The 21,427-nt window shown below is 42.0% G+C and carries 19 protein-coding genes; 13 read left to right on the top strand and 6 right to left on the bottom strand.

The features are described 5' to 3' along the window. The first annotated feature begins 162 nt into the window (after positions 1-162). Entirely contained in the window at positions 163-1,014 is an 852-nt protein-coding gene (locus AC07VK_RS10885; RefSeq protein ID WP_492960370.1) for a helix-turn-helix domain-containing protein, read from the top strand. On the opposite strand, the gene AC07VK_RS10880 is transcribed toward AC07VK_RS10885, so the two are convergent. The 3 genes from AC07VK_RS10880 to AC07VK_RS10870 form a co-directional block, all read right to left on the bottom strand. Next, positions 1,011-1,511, bottom strand: coding sequence for an SRPBCC family protein (locus tag AC07VK_RS10880; RefSeq protein WP_492960368.1), 501 nt, complete (start codon positions 1,509-1,511; stop codon positions 1,011-1,013). The two genes, AC07VK_RS10885 and AC07VK_RS10880, sit on opposite strands and share 4 nt — an antisense overlap. Before the next feature lie 57 nt (positions 1,512-1,568). Continuing rightward, positions 1,569-2,453, bottom strand: coding sequence for an SDR family oxidoreductase (locus AC07VK_RS10875; protein ID WP_492960366.1), 885 nt, complete (start codon positions 2,451-2,453; stop codon positions 1,569-1,571). A 500-nt stretch (positions 2,454-2,953) separates the two neighbouring features. Continuing rightward, the gene (locus tag AC07VK_RS10870) at positions 2,954-3,976 is read right to left on the bottom strand and encodes an LLM class flavin-dependent oxidoreductase (protein WP_492960364.1); all 1,023 of its coding nucleotides are present in this window, start codon (positions 3,974-3,976) and stop codon (positions 2,954-2,956) included. A 120-nt stretch (positions 3,977-4,096) separates the two neighbouring features. Here AC07VK_RS10870 and AC07VK_RS10865 point away from each other — a divergent pair, with 120 nt between their 5' ends. The 4 genes from AC07VK_RS10865 (at position 4,097) to AC07VK_RS10850 (ending at position 10,510) form a co-directional block, all read left to right on the top strand. Continuing rightward, complete coding sequence (locus AC07VK_RS10865; RefSeq protein ID WP_492960362.1) at positions 4,097-4,621, top strand: hypothetical protein; 525 nt, start codon at positions 4,097-4,099, stop codon at positions 4,619-4,621. Between the two features lie 388 nt (positions 4,622-5,009). Continuing rightward, a complete protein-coding gene (locus tag AC07VK_RS10860) occupies positions 5,010-5,747 on the top strand; it encodes an ImuA family protein (protein WP_492960358.1) in 738 nt (245 codons plus the stop codon). Positions 5,748-5,752: 5 nt separating this feature from the next. Further along, positions 5,753-7,261, top strand: coding sequence for a Y-family DNA polymerase (locus AC07VK_RS10855; RefSeq protein ID WP_492960355.1), 1,509 nt, complete (start codon positions 5,753-5,755; stop codon positions 7,259-7,261). 9 nt (positions 7,262-7,270) lie between these two features. Then, the gene (locus tag AC07VK_RS10850) at positions 7,271-10,510 is read left to right on the top strand and encodes an error-prone DNA polymerase (protein WP_492960353.1); all 3,240 of its coding nucleotides are present in this window, start codon (positions 7,271-7,273) and stop codon (positions 10,508-10,510) included. 135 nt (positions 10,511-10,645) lie between these two features. Here AC07VK_RS10850 and AC07VK_RS10845 read toward each other — a convergent pair whose 3' ends face one another. Further along, on the bottom strand, positions 10,646-11,698 hold the full coding sequence (locus tag AC07VK_RS10845) for a glycoside hydrolase family 130 protein (protein ID WP_492960351.1): 1,053 nt from the start codon (positions 11,696-11,698) through the stop codon (positions 10,646-10,648). A gap of 67 nt (positions 11,699-11,765) precedes the next feature. Continuing rightward, a complete protein-coding gene (locus AC07VK_RS10840) occupies positions 11,766-11,951 on the bottom strand; it encodes a CsbD family protein (protein ID WP_029276197.1) in 186 nt (61 codons plus the stop codon). Between the two features lie 200 nt (positions 11,952-12,151). Here AC07VK_RS10840 and AC07VK_RS10835 point away from each other — a divergent pair, with 200 nt between their 5' ends. Both AC07VK_RS10835 and AC07VK_RS10830 read left to right on the top strand, forming a co-directional pair. Continuing rightward, on the top strand, positions 12,152-15,241 hold the full coding sequence (locus AC07VK_RS10835) for a SusC/RagA family TonB-linked outer membrane protein (protein ID WP_492960349.1): 3,090 nt from the start codon (positions 12,152-12,154) through the stop codon (positions 15,239-15,241). 16 nt (positions 15,242-15,257) lie between these two features. After that, positions 15,258-16,637, top strand: coding sequence for a RagB/SusD family nutrient uptake outer membrane protein (locus AC07VK_RS10830; protein ID WP_492960347.1), 1,380 nt, complete (start codon positions 15,258-15,260; stop codon positions 16,635-16,637). Between the two features lie 62 nt (positions 16,638-16,699). On the opposite strand, the gene acs is transcribed toward AC07VK_RS10830, so the two are convergent. Then, complete coding sequence (gene acs / locus AC07VK_RS10825) at positions 16,700-18,595, bottom strand: acetate--CoA ligase (RefSeq protein WP_492960345.1); 1,896 nt, start codon at positions 18,593-18,595, stop codon at positions 16,700-16,702. Between the two features lie 301 nt (positions 18,596-18,896). On the opposite strand from acs, the gene rpmB reads away from it, so the two are divergent. The 6 genes from rpmB (at position 18,897) to ftsY (ending at position 21,321) form a co-directional block, all read left to right on the top strand. Next, positions 18,897-19,130, top strand: coding sequence for a 50S ribosomal protein L28 (gene rpmB, locus AC07VK_RS10820; protein WP_025145121.1), 234 nt, complete (start codon positions 18,897-18,899; stop codon positions 19,128-19,130). A gap of 44 nt (positions 19,131-19,174) precedes the next feature. Further along, positions 19,175-19,357 (top strand): 50S ribosomal protein L33, encoded by a 183-nt coding sequence (gene rpmG / locus AC07VK_RS10815; protein WP_010599807.1) that lies wholly within the window; start codon positions 19,175-19,177, stop codon positions 19,355-19,357. Between the two features lie 83 nt (positions 19,358-19,440). Beyond that, positions 19,441-19,596: a DUF4295 domain-containing protein gene (locus AC07VK_RS10810; RefSeq protein WP_010599808.1), complete on the top strand. Its 156-nt coding sequence runs from the start codon at positions 19,441-19,443 to the stop codon at positions 19,594-19,596. 118 nt (positions 19,597-19,714) lie between these two features. Beyond that, positions 19,715-19,942, top strand: coding sequence for a hypothetical protein (locus AC07VK_RS10805; RefSeq protein WP_426325900.1), 228 nt, complete (start codon positions 19,715-19,717; stop codon positions 19,940-19,942). Then, complete coding sequence (locus tag AC07VK_RS10800; protein ID WP_426325902.1) at positions 19,943-20,359, top strand: type II toxin-antitoxin system VapC family toxin; 417 nt, start codon at positions 19,943-19,945, stop codon at positions 20,357-20,359. It begins immediately after the preceding gene. Next, entirely contained in the window at positions 20,359-21,321 is a 963-nt protein-coding gene (ftsY, locus tag AC07VK_RS10795; RefSeq protein WP_029276206.1) for a signal recognition particle-docking protein FtsY, read from the top strand. Before AC07VK_RS10800 ends, ftsY begins: the two co-directional genes overlap by 1 nt. The last annotated feature ends 106 nt before the right edge of the window (positions 21,322-21,427 follow it).

Below are 21,427 nucleotides of genomic sequence, written 5' to 3'. Positions count from 1 at the left end.
TAGAACAGGTATTTGGTAAATAGGTATTTTCCATCTTTCATGAACAGCAGAACCAAACAAATCATTCTTGCCCATATTTTGATCTATACCCTCTTAAATCTCACTAAAAGACCAAAAACGCGGGGTTTTGTTTATTTTTGAATAGAATAGCCAGTAAAATATATGGAGAAAGATCAAAACGGACGTCTATATGAAACCAGCAGCGCTTTGAAAGGTATTGTAAGCCATTTTTACCATGTTTTTAATTCTGCAGACGCTGCTCCGGTTATCAAACACGTTTCGCCCAGCCTTGAAATGAAATTGATCTTTAATTTTGGTCCTCCTGTTAAAATTTCTTACAATCAGGAAAGTCCGGGAACAGTGATAGAGCGCGTATCCATTATTGGGCCTTTAAAAAAAATGCTGAACTATGAGTTGCCGGCAAATGCAGATGCTATCGTAATCACTTTCGAATTAGACGGATTTTATCGCCTTTTTAAAGTCTCTTTAACAACGGTTACTGGAAATGAAACCGATAACTTAGCTATTTTGCCACACAGCCATTACCTTGAAGAACTGTGGCGAGAGTTAATGGAATTAGAAGATATACAAGACCGATTGCAGATGTTGAACCATTTTATAGACTCTCTGGCTGAAACTAATGAAGCCGCAGTAAAACCATTAATAGAAGGAGAGTACTATTTTCATAACCCATTGATCCAGCCGGTTAAAGCAATTGCGGCAAATACGGGGTTAACGGAACGGAGTATACAGTTGCGTTTCCAGAAATACGCCGGTTACTCGCCAAAGGAGTTATTGCGTTTCTTACGCTTCAAAGCAGTTATAAATCACCTGTTAAATTTACCTAAGGGTAAACCTGATATTTTCGGTATTATAGATGAATTTAACTATCATGACCATAGCCACCTGATCAAAGATTTTAAGTATTTTTTGGGTACCACACCACACCGTTTCATTAAAGAACTAAAAGGCCGGCAGTTTTACCTGACCGGCCAGGACAAAAATAGATGCTAACCCTTTTCTGCTTCATTTTTCAAAGCCTGCAGCCAGTTTTTGGTCGCAATGTTGAGGTTCTTCTGAAAATATCCTTTCATCAGTTTTACCATCCAGCCTTCCATGCTTTCGTTAACAACAACAGTTGTATATCCGTCCTGTTGCTTAAACTGCCAGGTATGTATTGCAAAAGCTCCAAAGGCCTTACCACACCATCCAACCTGTTGATTTGTTTTAACAGTTTGTAAGGTTGACTTGATGTTCATACCAGCGGTTGACCATTCAATAAAACTGCCAGGCTGAAGTGGACCATTGAGCTTTGCGGCTGTAATTTCCTTTTGCCACTCAGGCCATTTTTGAACGTTTGTAAAAACTGCATATACTTTTTGTGATGAAGCATGAATCCTTATTGACTGTAAGGTTTTTACCGGAGCATCCTGATTGACATTGGTCGATGTTGTATAAGAACTTGTAAACTCCAGAATTAAGACAGCCGCCACTACAGCAACCAATAACATGGCGAATACTTTAATTAACTTTTTCCTATCTTTTTCTTAAGTTGAACTACGTGAATTTTATGCCGAAAACAAATGGGCGTAATCTTTTGCAAAGGCTTCAAATTTGTAGGGCGGCTTTCCGGTCACTGCTTCGATGTCGGGGCTGATCAAAGCTGCCTCTCCCCTCGCATAATGAGCATAGTCTTCTAATAATCCCTCTGCCTGCCATTCGGGAAAGCCTACAGATAAGACTGCATTACGCATATCTTCTGGCGTAACGTCAATATACCTTATCTCTCTGGAAGTTGCTGCTGAAAGTATACTGGCTAAGGCTGTATGTGTTACAGCTTCAGGTCCGGTCAGGTTGTAGGTTTTTCCCTGGTGGCCGTCTTCTGTTAACGATTTGGCTGCAACAGCTGCGATATCACGAATATCAACTAAACTAACTTTTGCCTGGCCGGCTGGAGCGAAGAATTTGCCCTGGTGAATAATCGGATCGCGAAAAACAAGAAGCCCCTGCATAAAAAGATTGGGACGCAGGAACGTATAGTCAATTCCTGATGCAATGATCTTTTGTTCTACTGCGGCATGATAACGCAAATAACGCACCGGAGATTGAATATCTGCCGCAAACTGAGAAAGTTTCACAATATATTTTACACCTGCCGATATTGCAGCATCAACCAATGCAATCTGCTGGATTTCGGCCTGTTCGGTAGAATTGGTCAGTAGAAATACTTTTTCGACACCCGAAAGTGCCTCACTCAGACTTTGAGGATCGTTAAAGTCACCCTTTACCAACTCCGATCCGGATAAAGATTTAAGTGATCCTATGCTGTTGAATGAGCGGACCATGGCCTTAAAGTTAAAACCTGCTACCGAGAGCTGTCTGGCTAATTCTGAACCTATTGTGCCAGTGGCACCAGTAATTAAAATAGAATTGTTTTTTGATGTATCGTTCATGATTGTTATAATTAATACTTCAAATTTCAATGTATTTTAATCTCTATAATTGTACGAAAACGAAGGCATCTTAATTACGCCGGCGGTTACCAGGACCGTCTAAAGAAGCACTAGCTAATTGTACGGGCCGTTAAATGCCTACATCCGCACCAACGGATCTACTGTCTGAACGGACAATACCAATTGAAAAAGCCGTTTAAATTCCTGGTTTGGGGCTGTGGTTTGTGCCGATCAGATAAACTGATATTCAACAGCAGGCATGAGGTAAAAAGGATAACCATCAAAGCATTTCAGCAACCGGCACACATTTATAGCCACAAACACTTAAGCTGTTATCATCTGCTTTCGCTCTCAAAGTCCTTTTTATGCTGTAAATACATGATAAAACAAGAAAGCGGGAAAAACCAAAGGCTCTTCCCGCTCATCTAAATTAACGCTCTCGGAATATAAACGCCATCTCCGGCAATATATTTTGTGCGATTTAAAAAAATCAAACTAATCTACCTCCATCCAAGTCCCGGCGCAACGTGCTCCAGAATAGCAGATAACACATGGATGTTGTAATCTACGCCCAAGGTATTTGGAATGGTCAATAATACCGTATCGGCTTCCTGTATCGCTTCGTCGCCAGCAAGTTCCTTAATCAGCTGATCGGGTTCTGCGGCATACCCCCGACCGAAAACCGCCCTTTGGGTTGGCTCGATATAGCCAAAACTATCCGACCCTTTCCCCTGCTGCCCGAAATAATACCTGTCCTGATCGTTCATCAGCGCAAATATTGAACGGCTAACAGAAACCCTTGGCTCGCGATCATGTCCCGCTTTTCTCCAGGCTTCCTTGTACAGCCTGATCTGCTCGGCCTGCTGGATATGGAACGGCTTACCATTTTCATCAAACTTCAAAGTAGAACTCTGCAGGTACATTCCGTGCTCTGCCGCCCAAACAGCAGTCGCATTGGAAGCGGCTCCCCACCAGATGCGCTCGCGCAGTCCTTCAGAATATGGTTCTAACCTTAACAGTCCCGGCGGATTGGGAAACATTGGATTTGGATTGGGCCTTGCAAAACCATCGCCTTTCAGTTTTTCCAGAAACTCCAAAGCCTTTTGCCTTCCCATATCAGCATCGTTCTCTCCATCCTTTGGTGCAAAACCGAAATACCGCCAGCCTTCTATTACTTGCTCGGGTGAACCCCTGCTGATACCCAGTTGTAACCTGCCACCAGAAATCAGGTCGGCCGCACCAGCATCCTCAACCATATATAAAGGGTTTTCATAGCGCATATCGATAACACCCGTTCCGATTTCAATCTTAGAAGTTTTTGCGCCAATGGCCGAAAGCAGCGGAAAGGGCGATGCCAATTGCCTTGCAAAATGGTGTACCCTGAAGTAGGCTCCGTCAAGGCCGATTTCTTCAGCCGCAACGGCAAGGTCGATAGATTGTAGCAAAGTATCACTGGCGGTACGCGCCTGATATGAGGGATGTTCCGACCAATGCCCAAACGATAAAAATCCGATTTTCTTCATTTCATTAATTGCTAAATCCAAAGTTAGCATTACTCCTATAGCGTAAAGGTCATTGTGTAGTCATAACCTCTACTACCCTTCAGCAAACAATAGCCCGGGCTAATTGTTCCAAAGTCAGTTATGTCAAGAAGAAAACAGATACGGTCAAAGGAGCAGTTTGCTGCTGCGCTCGAACTGGAAAGAGCGGGCGATAATTCTGCCGCATTAAAACTCTACCAGAAATCTGCAATTACAGATCCTGCTAATTCCCACGCCTGGAACAGGCAGATGGTGCTTTTGCGCAAAACTAAATCAAAAGAAGCTGAGGCTAAGCTCATCAAACTGGCCATAACCGCATACCAGAAATCCCACGAAACCAAACAACAAGATTGGCTGAAAGAAAACCGGGCCAAGGCAGACAGCACCCGGGAACTGGCCCATGTACTCGGGCTTTTGGAACCAACAGGCCTTCCGAAAAGCGACGACACCATCATCGAGAAATGGCAGGCCAGGCTATACCTGCTAGAATACCGCATCAAAAATGCACGGAAGAAGAAAACCTCGTCCAAAAAGCCTGTAAGCAAATCGCCCAAAAGTGCAGCTCCTGCACCCAAAAAGCTTAAGCAAAACGCCGCTACCAAACCCAGGCCAGCAAAAAAGCAATAAGATCATTCCAATCTAAACAGGTACTCATTACCGTTCACCTGTTATTATCTGAACCTGATTTTTAACAGCTCAAATTCTCCAGGCATTGAAAGCACGCCCAGTTCGGGCAGATATTTATGCTCACTACAGACCCCAACACAATGACGCAATATCCATGTTCGCTTTTTGAAGGACATTACACATAAAATCAACGAACAGTTTTAAGCATGCTTAACAAATGCAATAATGAATTTCTCATTGAGCAGTAAAGCACCAGCCTGTCTTTTCACTTTTCTCCACCAAAACACCAATGTTTTCCACATTTCATTTTTTACTAACATTTTTAGCATTATGTTTGTTGTTAAATGATATAAGCAAATTTAGATAGCTAATTATTTTAGCGATTAAGATGGAAACAAAGAGCGAATTGGTAGACAAACTACAGCAGGATATCCTGATGTGGCAGGGCTTTAAGCCTGCTTCTGCTTATAAGGCAGAGCGGATTGGCCTTGGTGCGATTGAAGAAGCTTTTCCTGGTGGTGTGTTTCCAAAACGGGCTATCCATGAGTTTATTACTGTTTTCCCTGAAGATGCTGCTGCCAGCGATGGTTTTATTGCCGGGCTGCTTGCTGCTTTAATGAAAGATGGAGCGGCCTGCGTATGGATCAGTACGGCCAGGCGTTTGTTCCCGGCAGCGCTTAGTTCTTTTAATGTAGCACCTGAACGCATCATTTTTATGGATGTTGATACAGAAAAGGATGCACTTTGGATTATGGAGGAAGCATTGCGATGTGAGGGCTTAGCTGCCGTGGTGGCTGAGGTTGATGCCCTGAGCTTGGTTGAATCGAGAAGATTGCAGCTTGCAGTAGAAGAAAGTGGCGTTACCGGATTTATCCTGCGCAAAGATGCACGAAGAATGGCCAGTACCATTGCTACTGCACGATGGCAGATTAGCCCATTGCCGAGTGTTTTGGAAGAAGGCATGCCAGGCCTTGGTTTTCCACGCTGGCAGGTAAACCTGCTGAAAGTAAGAAACGGGGTTCCGGGAAGCTGGATAATGGAATGGGCCGGAGAAGGCTTTTTAGAAGTAAAACGGGTATTGCAGCAAGATGGCTGGAGAGCAGATGAAAACAGACAGATTGGGTAAAAGATATGCAAAGGCGTTTTGTTTCGATATGGTTTCGCCAGTTGCTGGCGGATTGGCAGCTTATCCGCCGTCCTGAACTCTCAACGGTTCCTTTTGTATTTGCAGTGCCCGATCATGGCCGGATGATGATTACTGCGGTAAGTCCTTTGGCAGCAGAAGCCGGAATTGAGCAGGGCATGCGTGCTGCAGATGCCAAAGCCATCTGCCCAGGTCTGGAGGTACTGGATGATAAGCCAGGCAGATGTGAAAAACTATTAAGGGGACTTGCAGAATGGTGCATCCGCTACGCGCCTATTGTTGCTATAGATGAATTTGCCAAAGATGGATTGCTGTTAGAGGTAAGCGGCTGCCCACACCTTTGGGGCGGTGAGCGCGAATATATAAAAGAAATTGTTTCGAGGTTAAAAAGTAAGGGTTATACCGTACGGCTGGCCATTGCAGATACCCCTGGTGCTGCCTGGGCAGTATCCAGGTACGGAAAAGTTACGCCACTTATTCCTAGTGGTGAACATGCGGAGGCTTTACTTCCTTTAGTGCCAGAAGCCTTACGGCTAGAAGAGGCTGTACTTGTTAAGCTACGCAAGCTTGGGTTTTATCAGGTAAAAAGTTTTATCGGAATGCCCCGGTCTGTTTTGCGGAGGCGTTTTGGCGAAGGTTTTTTATTACGCATGGCCCAGGCGCTTGGAACCGAACAGGAAACTTTGGTGCCTGTACTGGTGCCAGTCGCTTTCCAGGAAAGATTGCCCTGTTTAGAGCCGATAAGAACACGTACGGCAATTGAAATTGCTATCGCTAAATTATTGGAGAGTCTTTGTGCTAAGCTGCAGGCAGAGGGCAAGGGCCTTCGCAAAGGTATTTTAACTGGTTATCGGCTTGATGGGCAATTGGTACAGATAGCGGTAGGTACAAACGCAGCAAGCCATAGTGTAAGCCATTTACTAAAACTATTTCAGCTAAAGATAGACCAGGTGCGCCCCGGCCTGGGGATAGAGCTGTTTATTTTAGATGTTCCCAAAGTAGATGACGTAGCGCCAGAGCAGGAAGCCATTTGGGCGGCAAAGCCCGGACTGGATGACCAGAGTGTAATCAGGTTATTAGACCGTGTTGCAGGAAAAGTTGGCCCACAGGTAATTCACCGTTACCTGCCCGCTACACGTTACTGGCCAGAGCGATCGGTGCAACATACTTTTTCGGTCACTGAAAAGCCAGCTGCCGATTGGCGTTTAGATATGCCAAGGCCAACCGAGCTTCTTCCTGTTCCTGCTCCAATTGAAGTAATGGCGCTTATTCCCGATCATCCGCCGAGGTTTTTTATATACAAGGGTGTTCAGCACCAGGTGGTAAAAGCAGATGGCCCGGAGCGGATTGAGCGCGAATGGTGGCTGGAGCGGGGAGAGCACCGTGATTATTACCAGGTTGAGGATGAGCAGGGCCGCAGGTACTGGTTGTTCCGATCGGGCCACTATGACAGCGAAAGGCAGTTTAAGTGGTTTATACATGGATTTTTTGCTTAAAAAATATTTATGGGATATAGTGAGTTACAGGTAACTTCCAATTTTAGTTTTCTGCGCGGGGCATCGCACCCCCACGAACTGGTAGAACAGGCGGCGGCTTTTGGCTATGAAAAGATTGCCATTACCGACAGGAATACCCTGGCAGGCATTGTGCGTGCGCATGCCGCAGCGCGTGAAAAAGACATTTCGGTTATCCCGGCCTGCAGGCTCGATTTATTGGACGGCCCGAGTTTACTCGCTTACCCGACCGACCGGGAAGCTTACGGGCGATTATCTGCGCTGCTTACTTTAGGCAATATGCGGACAGAAAAAGGTTCATGCCACCTCTCGCGTACAGATGTTTATGCACATTCGAAGGGATTAATTTTTACGGTTGTAATGCCGGGTGTACTGAACCGCAGGTTTGCTTTTGAGGATAGTTTTATTGCTGCGGTAGCAGAATATCGCGAGGCTTTGGGTAACCAGCTTTATGCAGGTGCCACAAGAAGTTATTCAGGCAATGATGATAAACTGATTTTCCGGATTGCCCAGCTTTCTTCAAGGTACGGGATTAAGGTGGTGGCAACAGGTGATGTACATTACCATGACCCTTCGCGCAGGGAACTCCAGGATGTACTAACCTGTGTGCGTGAAAAGTGTACGATTGAGGAGGCTGGATTCCGGCTGCACCAGAATGCAGAACGTTACATGAAGCCAGTGGATGAAATGAAACGGCTTTTTAGAAGATACCCTGAGGCAATAAAAAACACACTGGCCATTGCCGAGGCCTGCACTTTTTCGCTGGATGAGCTGAAATACGTTTACCCGGAAGAAATTAACAAGAGCGGCAGACCGCCACTGGAGGAGTTGGAATACCTTACCTGGAAAGGGGCGCATGCGTTATATGGTGAAGTGATCCCTGAAAAAGTGGTTAATATGGTGCGCTATGAAATGGAGTTCGTTAAAAAGATGGATTACGCAAACTATTTTCTTTTTGTGGAAGATATTGTACGGGAAGCGCGCAGCCGGGGCATTTTATGCCAGGGACGTGGCTCTGCCGCCAATTCGGCCATCTGCTATTGTTTAGGCGTTACTTCGGTAAACCCTATGAAATTTGAGCTGTTATTTGAGCGCTTTATCTCCTCTGACCGTAACGAACCGCCCGATATTGATGTTGATTTTGAACACGAACGTAGGGAAGAAATTATCCAGTATATATATGATAAATACGGGCGGGACCGTGCGGCTATTGTTGCCACGGTTACCCAGCAACACCAAAAGGGAGCCATCCGCGATGTTGGTAAAGCGATGGGTTTATCGGTAGATACGATTAACAGGCTTTCGGGCTCGTTATGGGAATATACAGACGAATGGTTTGAGGGCAAACGGGTAGTTGAACAGGGGCTGAACCCTGAAGAACCACACCTGAAAAAGACACTAGAGTTAACAGCGCAGATGATGGGATTCCCCAGGCAGTTAGGGCAACATACCGGGGGATTTGTGGTAACACAGGGTAAATTAACCGACCTCTGCCCCATTTTGAATGCCCGGATGAAAAACCGTACAAACATTGAATGGAATAAAGATGACATTGATGTTTTGGGCTTTTTAAAGGTGGATGTTCTTGCTTTGGGGATGCTTACCTGTATCCGCAAAACATTTGATCTGTGCCGCGATCATTATGGCAGGGAACTTACTTTGGCCAATATCCCCCAAGATGATCCTGATGTTTATAACATGATCAGTGCGGCCGATACTTTAGGGGTATTCCAGATTGAAAGCCGTGCGCAGATGTCGATGTTACCCAGGTTACGGCCAAAGTGTTTTTACGACCTGGTGATAGAGGTGGCTATTGTTAGGCCCGGACCGATACAGGGCGATATGGTGCATCCATATTTGCGCAGGCGGAATGGCGAAGAGCCGGTAGTATACCCTTCGCAAGAACTGGAAGAAATATTGGGCAGGACATTAGGGGTTCCGCTGTTCCAGGAACAGGCCATGAAGATTGCTATTGTGGCGGCAGGCTTTACCCCAGCTGAGGCAGATGGGCTGAGGCGGAGCATGGCAACCTTTAAATTTAAGGGATTGGTAAACCAGTATGAAGAGAAACTGATTAGCGGGATGCTGGCCAAGGGCTATTCTTTGGAGTTTGCCAAAAGGATTTTTAAGCAGTTGGAGGGATTTGGAAGCTATGGCTTCCCAGAAAGCCATGCGGCGAGTTTTGCACTGCTGGTATATGTGTCCTGTTGGTTAAAACACTATTATCCGGATGCCTTTGCGGCTGCTTTATTAAACAGTATGCCCATGGGATTTTACCAGCCTGCACAGATTGTAATCGATGCGCAGAAACACGGTGTCGAGGTACGGGAGGTGGATGTAAATTATTCTACCTGGAATAACCTTTTAGAAGAAAAACCGGGTAAATATTTTGCAATAAGATTGGGTTTTCGCCAGATTAAAGGCATTCGTGAAGAAGAAATGGAAGTTTTGGTTTCGTGCCGGGGCAATGGTTACCACAGCATTACCGGGCTTAGAGACATGGGGGTTACCCTTGCTACGCTCGAACGCCTGGCTGATGCCGATGCATTCCGATCGATGGGGCACGACCGTAGGAAGGCGCTATGGGAAGTTTCTGCTTTGCAGGATATACCAACAGAACTGTTTAGGGGCCAGCCGTCTGAAAGCCTGTTAGAAACACAGGTAGAATTGCCACTGATGGGAAAGGGTGAACATGTGGTACAGGATTATGCTACGGTTGGATTATCGTTAAAGGCGCATCCGGTAAGTTTTGTACGGGATCAGTTGGATATGCTGCGGATCCGTTCCTGCCATGCAATCAATAATGAGGCAACTGATGGGCAACTGGTAAAAGTAGCAGGATTGGTGCTGGTACGGCAACGACCAGGTACCGCTGGCGGGGTATGTTTTATCACTATTGAGGATGAAACGGGGTATTCTAACCTGGTGGTATTTGAAAAGCTTTTTGAAACTTACCGAAAGGAGATTCTACATTCACGGCTGTTAATGGTAGAAGGGCGCTTGCAGCGTGAAGGACAAGTGGTGCATGTAATTGTGAGCAAGTGTTTCGATTTTACAAAGATGCTGGGCAAACTTTTGCAAAGGGAGGCGGATGATCTGCCTGTGCTAACGCTATCGCGGGGTGATGAAAAAGCGACACTTGGTGTGGCACAAAATAAACGGACACAGGTTCGGGAGGATGCGAACAAGAAAGCTAAAAATGCATTTCATATGGGGAGGAATTTTAAATAAGCGATGACAACGAACAAAACTTAATGATAAGTGCTTCTGGAAGAATCCTGTAACTGGTAGCGAGCATCATTTCTATCATTATGGTAAAAAACAAAGTTCATTGGTTCATTGGTTGCATGATGCAGAAACCGTGCCTTAGTGGTAAAAAACCAGTGCCCCCAAAATCTCCTGTATCGAAAACTTAGCCCCGCAAACAAACTCATCAGCGGCGCCATAATAAATCGTTAATTCATCACCATTAACGATATGGCCGTTTGTAAATACGACTTCACCAAAGAAACCATGCAGTTCGTAATCTGTTGTTGGTACCATAATCGGTTCTTCGGTTCTGGCCAGCACTTTCGATGGGTCATTTAAATCCATTAGAAAGGCCCCTAAACAATATTGATGTTTTCCATTTGCACCGTGATAGATTTCGAGCCATCCTGCTGTGGTTTTTATGGGTGCTGCACCAGCCCCAACACGGGCGCTATCCCAATAAGTAGCCCTTGTTTTAATGATACATTTGTGTTTGCCCCAATGGATGCCATCGGGAGATTCGGCCAGCCAGATATAATTACCACCCAAGGCTACACTACTGGGGCGATGTAAGGCGTAAAATTTACCGTTAATGCGTTCTTCAAATATGGCGCAGTCTTTATTGTGCGGCGGGATAATCATGCCGTGTTTCTCAAAGCTTTTCCAATCTTTTGTTGTTCTTAAGCCAACCCCTACCCCATGGGCTGATACCGAAGTAAAGGTTAAATAGTAGGTTTTATCGATTAAGGATACACGGCAATCTTCAATGCCAAAAGTTTCATCTTCTCCCTCACCCTGTAATAAAGGATAATCGGCCGGTTGATAAAAATGCACGCCATCATCACTGCAAACCAGCCTTAAATGCGATAATGTGGTTAAATAATCAGCACCTTTGTAATTAATTACCCTTGGATCGGTCGCGTTTAGATATGGGTCATTTTCTTCGATCGCTAGAATTTCTATTCCATGTTTCTTTAAAATAGGAAAAGAGATTATACCCTCTGTTTGTTCGGGCCTTTCGGCTACACGGATCAATAGCCAAATTTTTCCTTCAAACTTAAAAACGCCGGGGTTTAGCAGACAAACAATTTCCAGACCATCCCTACTGGGTGCGAGATCTTTTGGAGATAATATTGGGTTTTGAATAAACCGTTGTGCAATATCGGCCATAAAAAATGATGTTAAAGCAAACAGGCGACCAAAATTGGCCGCCTGTATATTGTTAATTAAACTGAGATTATAATGAATTGATCCATTTTACAAGTTCATCCCTTCCTTTTCCCGTTTTTTGTTGCAGTTTCCCCAACAATTCATCGTCTTGCCCTTCTTCGTGTTTTAAATCATCGTCAGTTAAATCGGCATAAGCTTGTTTAACCTTTCCTTTTATTTCATTCCACTTTCCTTTTAATTCTAACTTATCCATGCTCGTATTTTTTTGATTTAAACAATGTAATTTCTAAATCTATTAACAGTTTTCGCTGCTCTTTGTTTTGATTTAAGCACATTAGACCAAAGAATGGTCTGATTTTATCCTGATACAGATGGTTTTTTACATATTTTTAGTTAAATTAAGAGTATCATTTCTATGAATGAATAAACATTATTAACTAAACTACCAATTTGATGAAAAAACTACTTTTATGTATGATTTTATCTCTCAGTGTAATTTCGTTTGCTTTCGCACAAGGCAAAGTGATTACCGGGAAAGTTACGTCAACCTCCGGACCAATTCCGGGCGTTAGCGTATTTGTAAAAGGCTCACCTGCTAACGGCACACAGAGTGATGCCTCGGGCGCCTTTAAATTAACCGTTTCGGATGATGCTAAAACACTTGTTTTTAGCTTTATCGGTTACAAAACCAAAGAAGTGCCTATTACAGGGCAAAGCATCAATGTAAACCTTGATGAGGAAAACAATACGCTATCGGATGTGGTGGTGGTGGGTTACGGTACACAGAATAAGCGGGATGTGACCGGATCTGTGGCCTCTGTTAAATCTAAAGACCTGGAAAACTTACCCGTAACAAGTTTTGAACAGGCCTTACAAGGAAAAGCGGCAGGTGTTCAGATTGCCGCTCAAAATGGAAAATTAGGGCAGGGAATAACGGTAAGGGTTAGGGGCGCTGCCTCCGTAACTGCCGGTAGCGAGCCACTTTACATCGTTGATGGAATACCCATTACTTCGGGAGATTTTTCAAGTACTACTGCGCCTACGAGTGCTTTGGCAGATATAAACACCAATGATATCGAATCTATAGAAGTATTAAAGGATGCATCGGCATCGGCAATTTATGGTGCCAGAGCTTCAAACGGTGTGGTATTGATCACCACCAAACAAGGTAAGGCAGGCAAAACACTTATCCAGTTTAATGCACTGGGTGGAGTAAGCTCCCCTTCTAACCATAGGGATTTTTTAAATGCAGAACAATACGTTCAAATAGAGCGCAGAGCTGGGCAGGGCCAGGCGAATCAGGATTTTCTCAATGGAGATTATGCAACCCTGCAAGAAGCATTAGATGATTATAGCGCAAGTGTAGAGGCGCGTTTAAACCGGTATTCAGCTGGCAACAACGATTATCAAACATACAAGGTAAATTCTAACTGGGAAGCTGCTTCTTTTCAGGACAAACCGGTTACGCAACAGTACGACCTTAATTTAACAGGTGGCAATGAAAAAACGAAGTTCTACATCGGCGGGCAGGCGCTGGATCAACAGGGAATTGTGATAGGCAACAGTTATAAACGCTACAGCGGCCGGCTAAACCTAACCAATAAAGTAACTGATTTTTTAGAAGTAGGTGTTAACCTTAATTTTTCAAATAGTATTAACAACAGATTATCAAACGATAACGCTTTTTCAAGTCCTTTACAATCTGTAGCACTTTCGCCAATTACGCCTTTTATAGACCCAAGATCGGGTTTAATAAGTGGAAGTTTACCTGGAGCAGCTTCAAATTATCCGGTGTACTACAATCCATTCATTAGTGTAGATAATGCTTTTTATAAAGCAACAGTGTACCGGACAATTGGCAAAGCTTTTGCGAATATAAACCTTGCTAAGGGATTAAAATTCAGCACTGATTTTTCTATTGATAACTTAAATCAAAACGAAGAAAGTTATTATGGCTCATTAACTTTTAGGAATACGGGCACATCGAATGGGTACGGGCAAAATATTTCAACTTTTGTAATTAATGCCAACACCAATAATTTCTTCAGTTATAATACAACTATCGGAAAAAGTGCTTTTGATGTTATTTTGGGTACAAGTTATCAAAAATCAACCACCAAGTACAGCACCATTGAAGGACAGGATTTCCCAAGTGATTCTTACATTAAATTAGGTTCTGCTGCAACAAAAGTAATTGCAACCAGTAATGAAGGCGCTTTTAGCTTTCTGTCTTATTTCTTTAGGGCCAATTATAAATACAACGACCGTTATTTAGTGGGTTTTAGTGTAAGGGCTGATGGTTCATCACGTTTTGGAGCCAATAACAGATATGGGTATTTTCCGGCAGGTTCGGTGGCCTGGATTGCATCTGAAGAAGATTTCTTAAAACAAAGCGAAACCATCAGTTTATTAAAATTTAGGGCAAGTTATGGTTTAACAGGTAATGCCGAAATTGGTAATTATTCTGCCCGTGGTTTATTCGCTGGAACTGGGGCATACGGTGGTTTGCCCGGGCAAACTCCTTCGCGGATAGCCAATCCGGATTTAACATGGGAAAAAACGAAGCAACTCGATATCGGCTTTGATTTTGGTATTTTAAAGAACAGAATTACAGGAATTTTTGATTTCTATCAAAAAAACACCACCGATTTATTATTGGATGTACCTATCCCGCAAACAACAGGTTTCTCTACTAAAACCCAAAATTTAGGTTCGCTAAAAAATACCGGGTTTGAGTTGGGCATCAATACAGAAAATTTTGTAGGCGCATTTAAATGGTCAACAGCAATAACGGGAGCAATTAACAACAATAAGATTACAAATTTAGGAGGGCAGATTTTAAATAGCAATGAAATAAATGCGGCTATTTCAGGGCAACCGATCGGTGTATTTTACATTCCGGAATATGCCGGGGTAAATCCGGCTAATGGTGATGCGATTTATTACAAAAACACAGTTGATGCAAACGGCAATGTAGACAGGAGCACAACAAATAACATTAACGATGCACAACGGATTTTTGCAGGCAACCCTAATCCTAAATATACATTCGGCTTAAACAACACGTTTTCGTACAAGAATTTCGATTTAGGTATATTTTTCCAAGGTGTAAAAGGCAATAAAATTTTCAATGCCGGCGGCCAGTATATGAGCGCAAATGCATCAAACGGTTATGATAACCAAACTGCAGATCAAATGAGTTACTGGGATAAACCGGGTGATATTACATCTGTTCCAGAGCCCCGTCTGTTTGCAGGAAACGGTATCGGAAACTCAACAAGATATTTATCTGACGGTTCTTATGTCCGCTTAAAAACATTAACGCTTGGCTATACTTTTCCAGTTTCGGTATTAACCAAAATTAAGTTAAGCAAATTAAGGTTATATGCTACGGCGCAAAACCTGCTTACCATAACGGGTTACAAAGGATGGGACCCGGAGGTTAATGCAGATTATCAATCGACAAACATTAATCAGGGCGTAGATTTTTACTCAGCACCACAACCACGGGTAATTTCATTCGGTATTAACATTGGCCTGTAATTAAAAAAGAATCAAAATGAAAAAGACATATATAAATAATATCATATTTGCTTGCCTGTTTTTGATGGCTTTATCATCATGCAAAAAGGCACTAGATGTAAATCCTGTTGATACCATTGAGCAAAAAAATGCTTTGCTTACCTCTAAAGATGTTGAAGGAGCGCTAATTGGAGCCTATTCAGATCTTGGCAGCCGTAATTTTTTCGGTGGCCGTTCGTTTTTGATAGCTGATTTCTTAGCGAATACCGATGCCATTGAATGGTTCGGCACATATGAAGAACTAACGCAGGCAATAAACAAGTCGTTACTAAAAACAAATACTTTTGTTGATAACGTTTGGGCATCGGGCTATACCGCAATTAATGATGCCAATAATGTTATTGCAGCTATAGATAAAGTAGATGCTGCTAAAAAGAGCAGGGTTGAAGGTGAAGCCAAATTTATTAGGGGTGCAGCCTATTTTGAGTTGGTTAGGTTATTTGGAAAAGCCTACAACGATGGTTCGGCAAGTACAAACCTGGGGGTACCGATCGTATTAAGCCCAACTAACATTGTAAACGAATCAAGTTATGTAAGCAGGGCTACAGTAGCGGCAGTTTATAATCAGGCCATAGCTGATTTAACCGATGCTGAAGCTAAATTACCTGCAACTAATAGTTTCTTTGCCACTAAATCTTCGGCTGCAGCAATGTTAGCCAGGTTGTATTTACAAATGGGCAATTATAGTGCTGCCGCTTCTGCTGCAAACCGGGTAATTACTTCAGGAAATTATCAGTTAACAGGGGCCTACCTTGATGCTTTTCCTAAAATGCCAGAAAGTGGAAAACCTGCAAAACCCGGAGAAAATTCGACAGAAGATGTTTTCGCTATGCAGGTAACAACTTTAACCGGATTTAACGGTTTTAATGAATTTTATGGTTCATCAACATTTGGTGGCCGTGGAGATGCTGTAATTTCGCAAGATTGGATTGACGCAACTTATAGTGCTGGCGACGATAGGGCTAATGCCTTTTACGATGATGACGATATTTTTACGGCGAAATTTGGAAATCAATTCGGAAATGTTCCCGTAATCAGGCTTGCAGAAATGTATTTAATCAGAGCAGAATGTAATGTTCGCTTAGCTCCGGCTGCTCCTATTGGAGGCGTTACACCACTACAAGATTTAAGCACCGTTAGAAGTAGGGCTGGCTTAACAACACTAACCGCTACCCTGGCAAATATTCTAAATGAAAGAAAACTGGAATTTGCTTTTGAAGGCTTTTCATTACATGATGCAAAAAGAACGCAAACCAATATTGGTAGCTTACCCTGGAATTCTACCAGATTAGTTTTCCCAATTCCACAAAGGGAAATTGATGCCAACAAAAACCTAGTTCAAAACCCAGGTTATTAAAACAACATATTAACAAAAATGCCCCGAAATTTCGGGGCATTTTTGTATCTGGCACTTGGGATTTAAAGTTTCTTCGCGGCCGATATTATCTCTTCTACCACTCCCGGATCAAGCAGCGTAGAGGTATCGCCTAAATTACTGGTATCTCCTTCAGCAATTTTGCGCAGAATTCTACGCATAATTTTGCCCGAACGCGTTTTTGGCAAACCAGAAACAAACAATATTTTATCAGGCTTGGCTATCGCACCAATTACACGGGTAACTGTTTGCAAGATATCTTTTTTAGACAATTCTGCCTCGCCATGCATTTCAGGGTAGATTACAAAAGCATAAATGCCCTGACCTTTTACATCATGCGGGTAACCCACCACTGCACTTTCTACCACACCAGCGTGCATGTTAATCGCATTTTCTACCTCGGCGGTACCAATTCTATGTCCAGAAACATTTAATACATCATCCACACGACCTGTGATCCGATAATAACCATCTTCATCACGTAAACAGCCGTCGCCAGTAAAATATAAATTCTCGTAAGTAGAGAAATAAGTCTGTTTGCAGCGTTCGTGATCGCCATAAGTTGTACGCAACATGCCCGGCCAAGGGAATTTGATACAAAGATTTCCCATCACCCCATTTCCTTCAATTTCATTACCATTTTCGTCTACCAAAATCGGTTGAATACCCGGCAACGGCAGTGTAGCAAAACTAGGTTTGGTTGGTGTTACCGTAGCAATAGGCGAAATCATAATGCCTCCTGTTTCCGTTTGCCACCAGGTATCAACAATAGGCGCTTTACCGTGCCCGATTTTCTCATCGAACCAATGCCATGCTTCTTCGTTAATCGGCTCTCCTACCGAGCCTAAAACGCGGATTGAGCTTAAATCTTTGCCGTTTAATGGCTCTTCTCCATAACTCATTAATGAGCGGATGGCCGTTGGAGCAGTATATAAGGTATTTACTTTATGTTTTTCTACAATATCCCAAAAGCGAGAAGGCGTTGGGTATGTTGGGATTCCTTCGAACAATACAGATGTTGCCCCTTGTGAAAGCGGTCCGTAAACAATATAAGAGTGACCGGTAATCCAGCCAATATCGGCTGTACAGAAATAAACTTCGCCAGGCTGATAATTAAATACATTCGAAAAAGTATAACCCGCATAAACCATATAACCACCACAGGTATGCACCACACCTTTAGGTTTTCCGGTAGAACCAGAAGTATAAAGGATAAAGAGCATATCCTCTGCATCCATTTCTTCTGCTTCACAAATATCATTTACGTGTTTAACCTCATCTTCCCACCACACATCCCTGCCTTTCAACATCGAAACGGGTGTACGGATATGGGTTAACACGATACATTTTTCAACAGTTGGGCAACCAATTAAGGCATCGTCAATTACATCTTTTAAAGGAATCTGTTTGTTGCCACGATAAGAACCATCAGCCGTAATCACCACTTTACATTGCGAATCGTTAATCCTGTCGGCAATAGATTTAGCAGAAAATCCACCAAAAATAACGGAGTGAACGGCACCAATTCTGGCACAGGCCAAAACAGCAATAGCAAGTTCGGGCACCATAGGCATATAGATACAAATACGGTCGCCTTTTTTTGCGCCGTTACGTTTTAAAACGTTGGCAAAACGGCAAACGCGTTCGTGCAACATTTTATAAGTATAAGTAACACTTTCTTCTTCAGGATTATTAGGTTCCCAAACAATAGCAGGTTTATCGCCATTGGTAGCCAAGTGCCGATCTAAACAATTTTCGGTAATATTAAGTTTAGCGCCTTCGAACCACTTGATATTTGGTTCGTTGAAGTTCCAGGATAATACTTTGAACCAAGGCTTGCGCCATTGAAAGTTTTGCGCCACTTCGCCCCAAAACTGCTCGGGGTTTTCTACGCTTTTCTTATAATCTTCTTCGTATTGCTTAAAAGATGTAATTTGCATTGCTCGTTTCTATATTTTGGATTAGTGGGGCTAATTTAAATAAATAATAATAAGGAAAAATAGTCTAATCGTATCAAAATGAATATCAAACGTTTGATCAGAAATATTTATTTTAAATAGATGTTGCATATGAAGTATTTAATATTCGTGATGAACAAACACTGCATAAACCTTTTCAGCCTATAAATATTAATTACAAAAAATATTTAGCTGTACTATTGCTGTTTACAATTATTATTCAGATATTTGCACACTCTTAAAAAAATTAAGCGGACGATATTAACAACTATATTTACAAGTCATGTCAAGAGTTTGTGATTTAACAGGAAAAAAAGCAATGGTAGGTAACAACGTTTCTCACTCAAACGTTAAAACCAAACGCAAATTTTACCCAAACCTACAACTTCAGAAATTTTATATTCCTGAAGAAAACCGTTGGATTACGTTGAAAGTTTCTACTTCAGCGATTAAAACCATCAATAAAGTGGGTATTAGCGAAGCAATTAACCGTTTCGTAAAAAAAGGATTTTTGTAAAAAACATTAACTGTTGAGATTAACAGTTTTCAATTTATATTAAAATGGCAAAAAAAGGTAACAGAGTTCAGGTTATTTTAGAATGTACTGAACATAAAGAAAGTGGCATGCCAGGTATGTCTAGATATATTTCTACCAAAAACCGTAAAAACACTACTGAAAGATTAGAATTGAAAAAATTCAATCCAGTATTGAGAAAAGTAACCGTACACAAAGAGATTAAATAAGGCTGAAGGTAAAAGGCTTAAGGTTGAGGGGTTAACCGCTCATTCAATCCTTCTATCATTCAATCATTTAAAATTATAAGAACATGGCAAAGAAAGTAGTTGCAACCCTTAAAACAGGTACAGGTAAAGAATATTCGAAAGTAATTACAATGGTAAAATCACCAAAAACCGGTGCTTACTCATTCAAAGAACTTATCGTACACAACGACCACGTAAAAGATGCTATTGCATCTAAATAAGGTTAATATTTTTTAATATTAAAAATATTAAAGGCCGTTCCGTTTTAACCGGAAGGGCTTTTTTTGTTAGTGAAATTTACGTTAGGAAAAATTGATTATCTTTGAAAAAAGCACAACCATGGAAGCGTATAAGTTTAAAGCAAAAGTTTCTGAAAACGGAACTATTGTTGTTCCTGACGGATTTGATATAAAAAATAAAGAAGTTGAAGTGATTATTTTGGATGAAGTGATTCAAAACGCGCCAAAAAAAAAGATGAAAGATTTTCTTGACAAATTTTCGGGAGTATTGGAAGGAATTGATCCAGATAAGGCTAAATACGACTATCTTATGGACAAGCATAAGTAAATGAACATTCTATTTGACACCAATATTTTTATAGATATAAGTCTTAAAAGGCATCCTTTCTTTGAGGATTCTTTCAAGGCGCTGAACAAAGTTGATGACATAAATATAAATGGATTCATTTTGGCCTCAACTTTTACTGATATATATTACATCTGCAAAAAAAATATAGGTCACGCCAAAACAATAGATATTCTTCTTACGCTTATAAGTACGATAAATATTCTTGGCATTAATAAAGATACGATCATCTTCGCAATCCACTCTAATTTTTCAGATTTTGAAGATGCAGTACAAAATGCTGCTGCAGAACTAAATCAGATTGATCTTATTATAACCAGGAATACAAAGGATTTCACAGGCAGTAAAATACCGGCACAAACACCTACCGATTTCTTAAAAAAACATAAAAATAACTAATGGGTTTATTCGATTTTTTCAAAAAGAAAGAAACTGCACCTGAAGCTCAGGAAGCGCTGGATAAAGGTTTAGAGAAAACTAAAGACGGTTTCTTTAATAAAATTACCAAAGCTGTAGCAGGAAAATCTTCTGTTGATGATGAAGTACTCGATAATCTGGAAGAAGTTTTGGTAACTTCTGATGTAGGCGTAAGTACTACATTAAAAATTATCAAACGTATTGAAGAACGTGTTGCCAAAGATAAATATCTAAACACTTCTGAGCTTAACTTTATTCTCCGCGACGAGATCCAGTTGCTTTTATCTGAAAACAACAGTAACGATTTCCGTCAGTTCGAATACGGCGATCATAAACCTTATGTAATTATGGTGGTTGGCGTAAATGGTGTGGGTAAAACCACGACCATCGGAAAGCTGGCCCATAAACTTAAGGAATCGGGACTTAAGGTAGTATTAGGTGCGGCAGATACCTTTAGAGCTGCGGCCGTTGACCAGATTAAACTCTGGGGCGAACGTGTTGGCGTGAGGGTTGTGGCACAGGCCATGGGTTCTGATCCTGCTTCAGTTGCGTTTGATACCTTACAATCGGCTGTTGCTAACAACGAAGATGTAGTGATTATTGATACTGCCGGACGTTTACACAACAAAATCGGTTTGATGAACGAGTTGGGTAAAATTAAACAGGTGATGCAAAAGGTAGTGCCAGGTGCACCGCACGAAATTTTATTGGTGTTAGATGCCTCGACCGGACAAAATGCCTTTGAACAGTGCAAACAGTTTACCGAAGCTACTGATGTTAATGCATTGGCCATTACAAAATTAGACGGAACAGCAAAAGGCGGTGTCGTAATCGGAATTTCAGATCAGTTCAGGATTCCTGTTAAATATATTGGTGTAGGAGAAAAAATTGGCGACTTACAGCTTTTTGATAAGAAAGAGTTTGTGAACAGTTTGTTTAAGTAAGCTAAATTTATAAATCAAATCATTATCGACCGTCATGCTGAATTCATTTCAGCATCTGCCATTGAGATCCTGAAATGAATTCAGGATGACGACCACACCAACAAGA

Source organism: Pedobacter sp. GW821-FHT01D05 (genome assembly GCF_059422505.1).
The sequence above is the reverse complement of the archived record's forward strand: the minus strand, read 5'-3'. Positions and strand labels throughout refer to the sequence as shown.

What these genes read in the sequence shown, in the direction of transcription:
- AC07VK_RS10885 (WP_492960370.1), top strand. Translation starts at nt 163, where the DNA reads ATGGAGAAAGATCAAAACGGACGTCTATATGAAACCAGCAGCGCTTTG.
- AC07VK_RS10880 (WP_492960368.1), bottom strand. Translation starts at nt 1,511, where the DNA reads ATGTTATTGGTTGCTGTAGTGGCGGCTGTCTTAATTCTGGAGTTTACA.
- AC07VK_RS10875 (WP_492960366.1), bottom strand. Translation starts at nt 2,453, where the DNA reads ATGAACGATACATCAAAAAACAATTCTATTTTAATTACTGGTGCCACT.
- AC07VK_RS10870 (WP_492960364.1), bottom strand. Translation starts at nt 3,976, where the DNA reads ATGAAGAAAATCGGATTTTTATCGTTTGGGCATTGGTCGGAACATCCC.
- AC07VK_RS10865 (WP_492960362.1), top strand. Translation starts at nt 4,097, where the DNA reads ATGTCAAGAAGAAAACAGATACGGTCAAAGGAGCAGTTTGCTGCTGCG.
- AC07VK_RS10860 (WP_492960358.1), top strand. Translation starts at nt 5,010, where the DNA reads ATGGAAACAAAGAGCGAATTGGTAGACAAACTACAGCAGGATATCCTG.
- AC07VK_RS10855 (WP_492960355.1), top strand. Translation starts at nt 5,753, where the DNA reads ATGCAAAGGCGTTTTGTTTCGATATGGTTTCGCCAGTTGCTGGCGGAT.
- AC07VK_RS10850 (WP_492960353.1), top strand. Translation starts at nt 7,271, where the DNA reads ATGGGATATAGTGAGTTACAGGTAACTTCCAATTTTAGTTTTCTGCGC.
- AC07VK_RS10845 (WP_492960351.1), bottom strand. Translation starts at nt 11,698, where the DNA reads ATGGCCGATATTGCACAACGGTTTATTCAAAACCCAATATTATCTCCA.
- AC07VK_RS10840 (WP_029276197.1), bottom strand. Translation starts at nt 11,951, where the DNA reads ATGGATAAGTTAGAATTAAAAGGAAAGTGGAATGAAATAAAAGGAAAG.
- AC07VK_RS10835 (WP_492960349.1), top strand. Translation starts at nt 12,152, where the DNA reads ATGAAAAAACTACTTTTATGTATGATTTTATCTCTCAGTGTAATTTCG.
- AC07VK_RS10830 (WP_492960347.1), top strand. Translation starts at nt 15,258, where the DNA reads ATGAAAAAGACATATATAAATAATATCATATTTGCTTGCCTGTTTTTG.
- acs (WP_492960345.1), bottom strand. Translation starts at nt 18,595, where the DNA reads ATGCAAATTACATCTTTTAAGCAATACGAAGAAGATTATAAGAAAAGC.
- rpmB (WP_025145121.1), top strand. Translation starts at nt 18,897, where the DNA reads ATGTCAAGAGTTTGTGATTTAACAGGAAAAAAAGCAATGGTAGGTAAC.
- rpmG (WP_010599807.1), top strand. Translation starts at nt 19,175, where the DNA reads ATGGCAAAAAAAGGTAACAGAGTTCAGGTTATTTTAGAATGTACTGAA.
- AC07VK_RS10810 (WP_010599808.1), top strand. Translation starts at nt 19,441, where the DNA reads ATGGCAAAGAAAGTAGTTGCAACCCTTAAAACAGGTACAGGTAAAGAA.
- AC07VK_RS10805 (WP_426325900.1), top strand. Translation starts at nt 19,715, where the DNA reads ATGGAAGCGTATAAGTTTAAAGCAAAAGTTTCTGAAAACGGAACTATT.
- AC07VK_RS10800 (WP_426325902.1), top strand. Translation starts at nt 19,943, where the DNA reads ATGAACATTCTATTTGACACCAATATTTTTATAGATATAAGTCTTAAA.
- ftsY (WP_029276206.1), top strand. Translation starts at nt 20,359, where the DNA reads ATGGGTTTATTCGATTTTTTCAAAAAGAAAGAAACTGCACCTGAAGCT.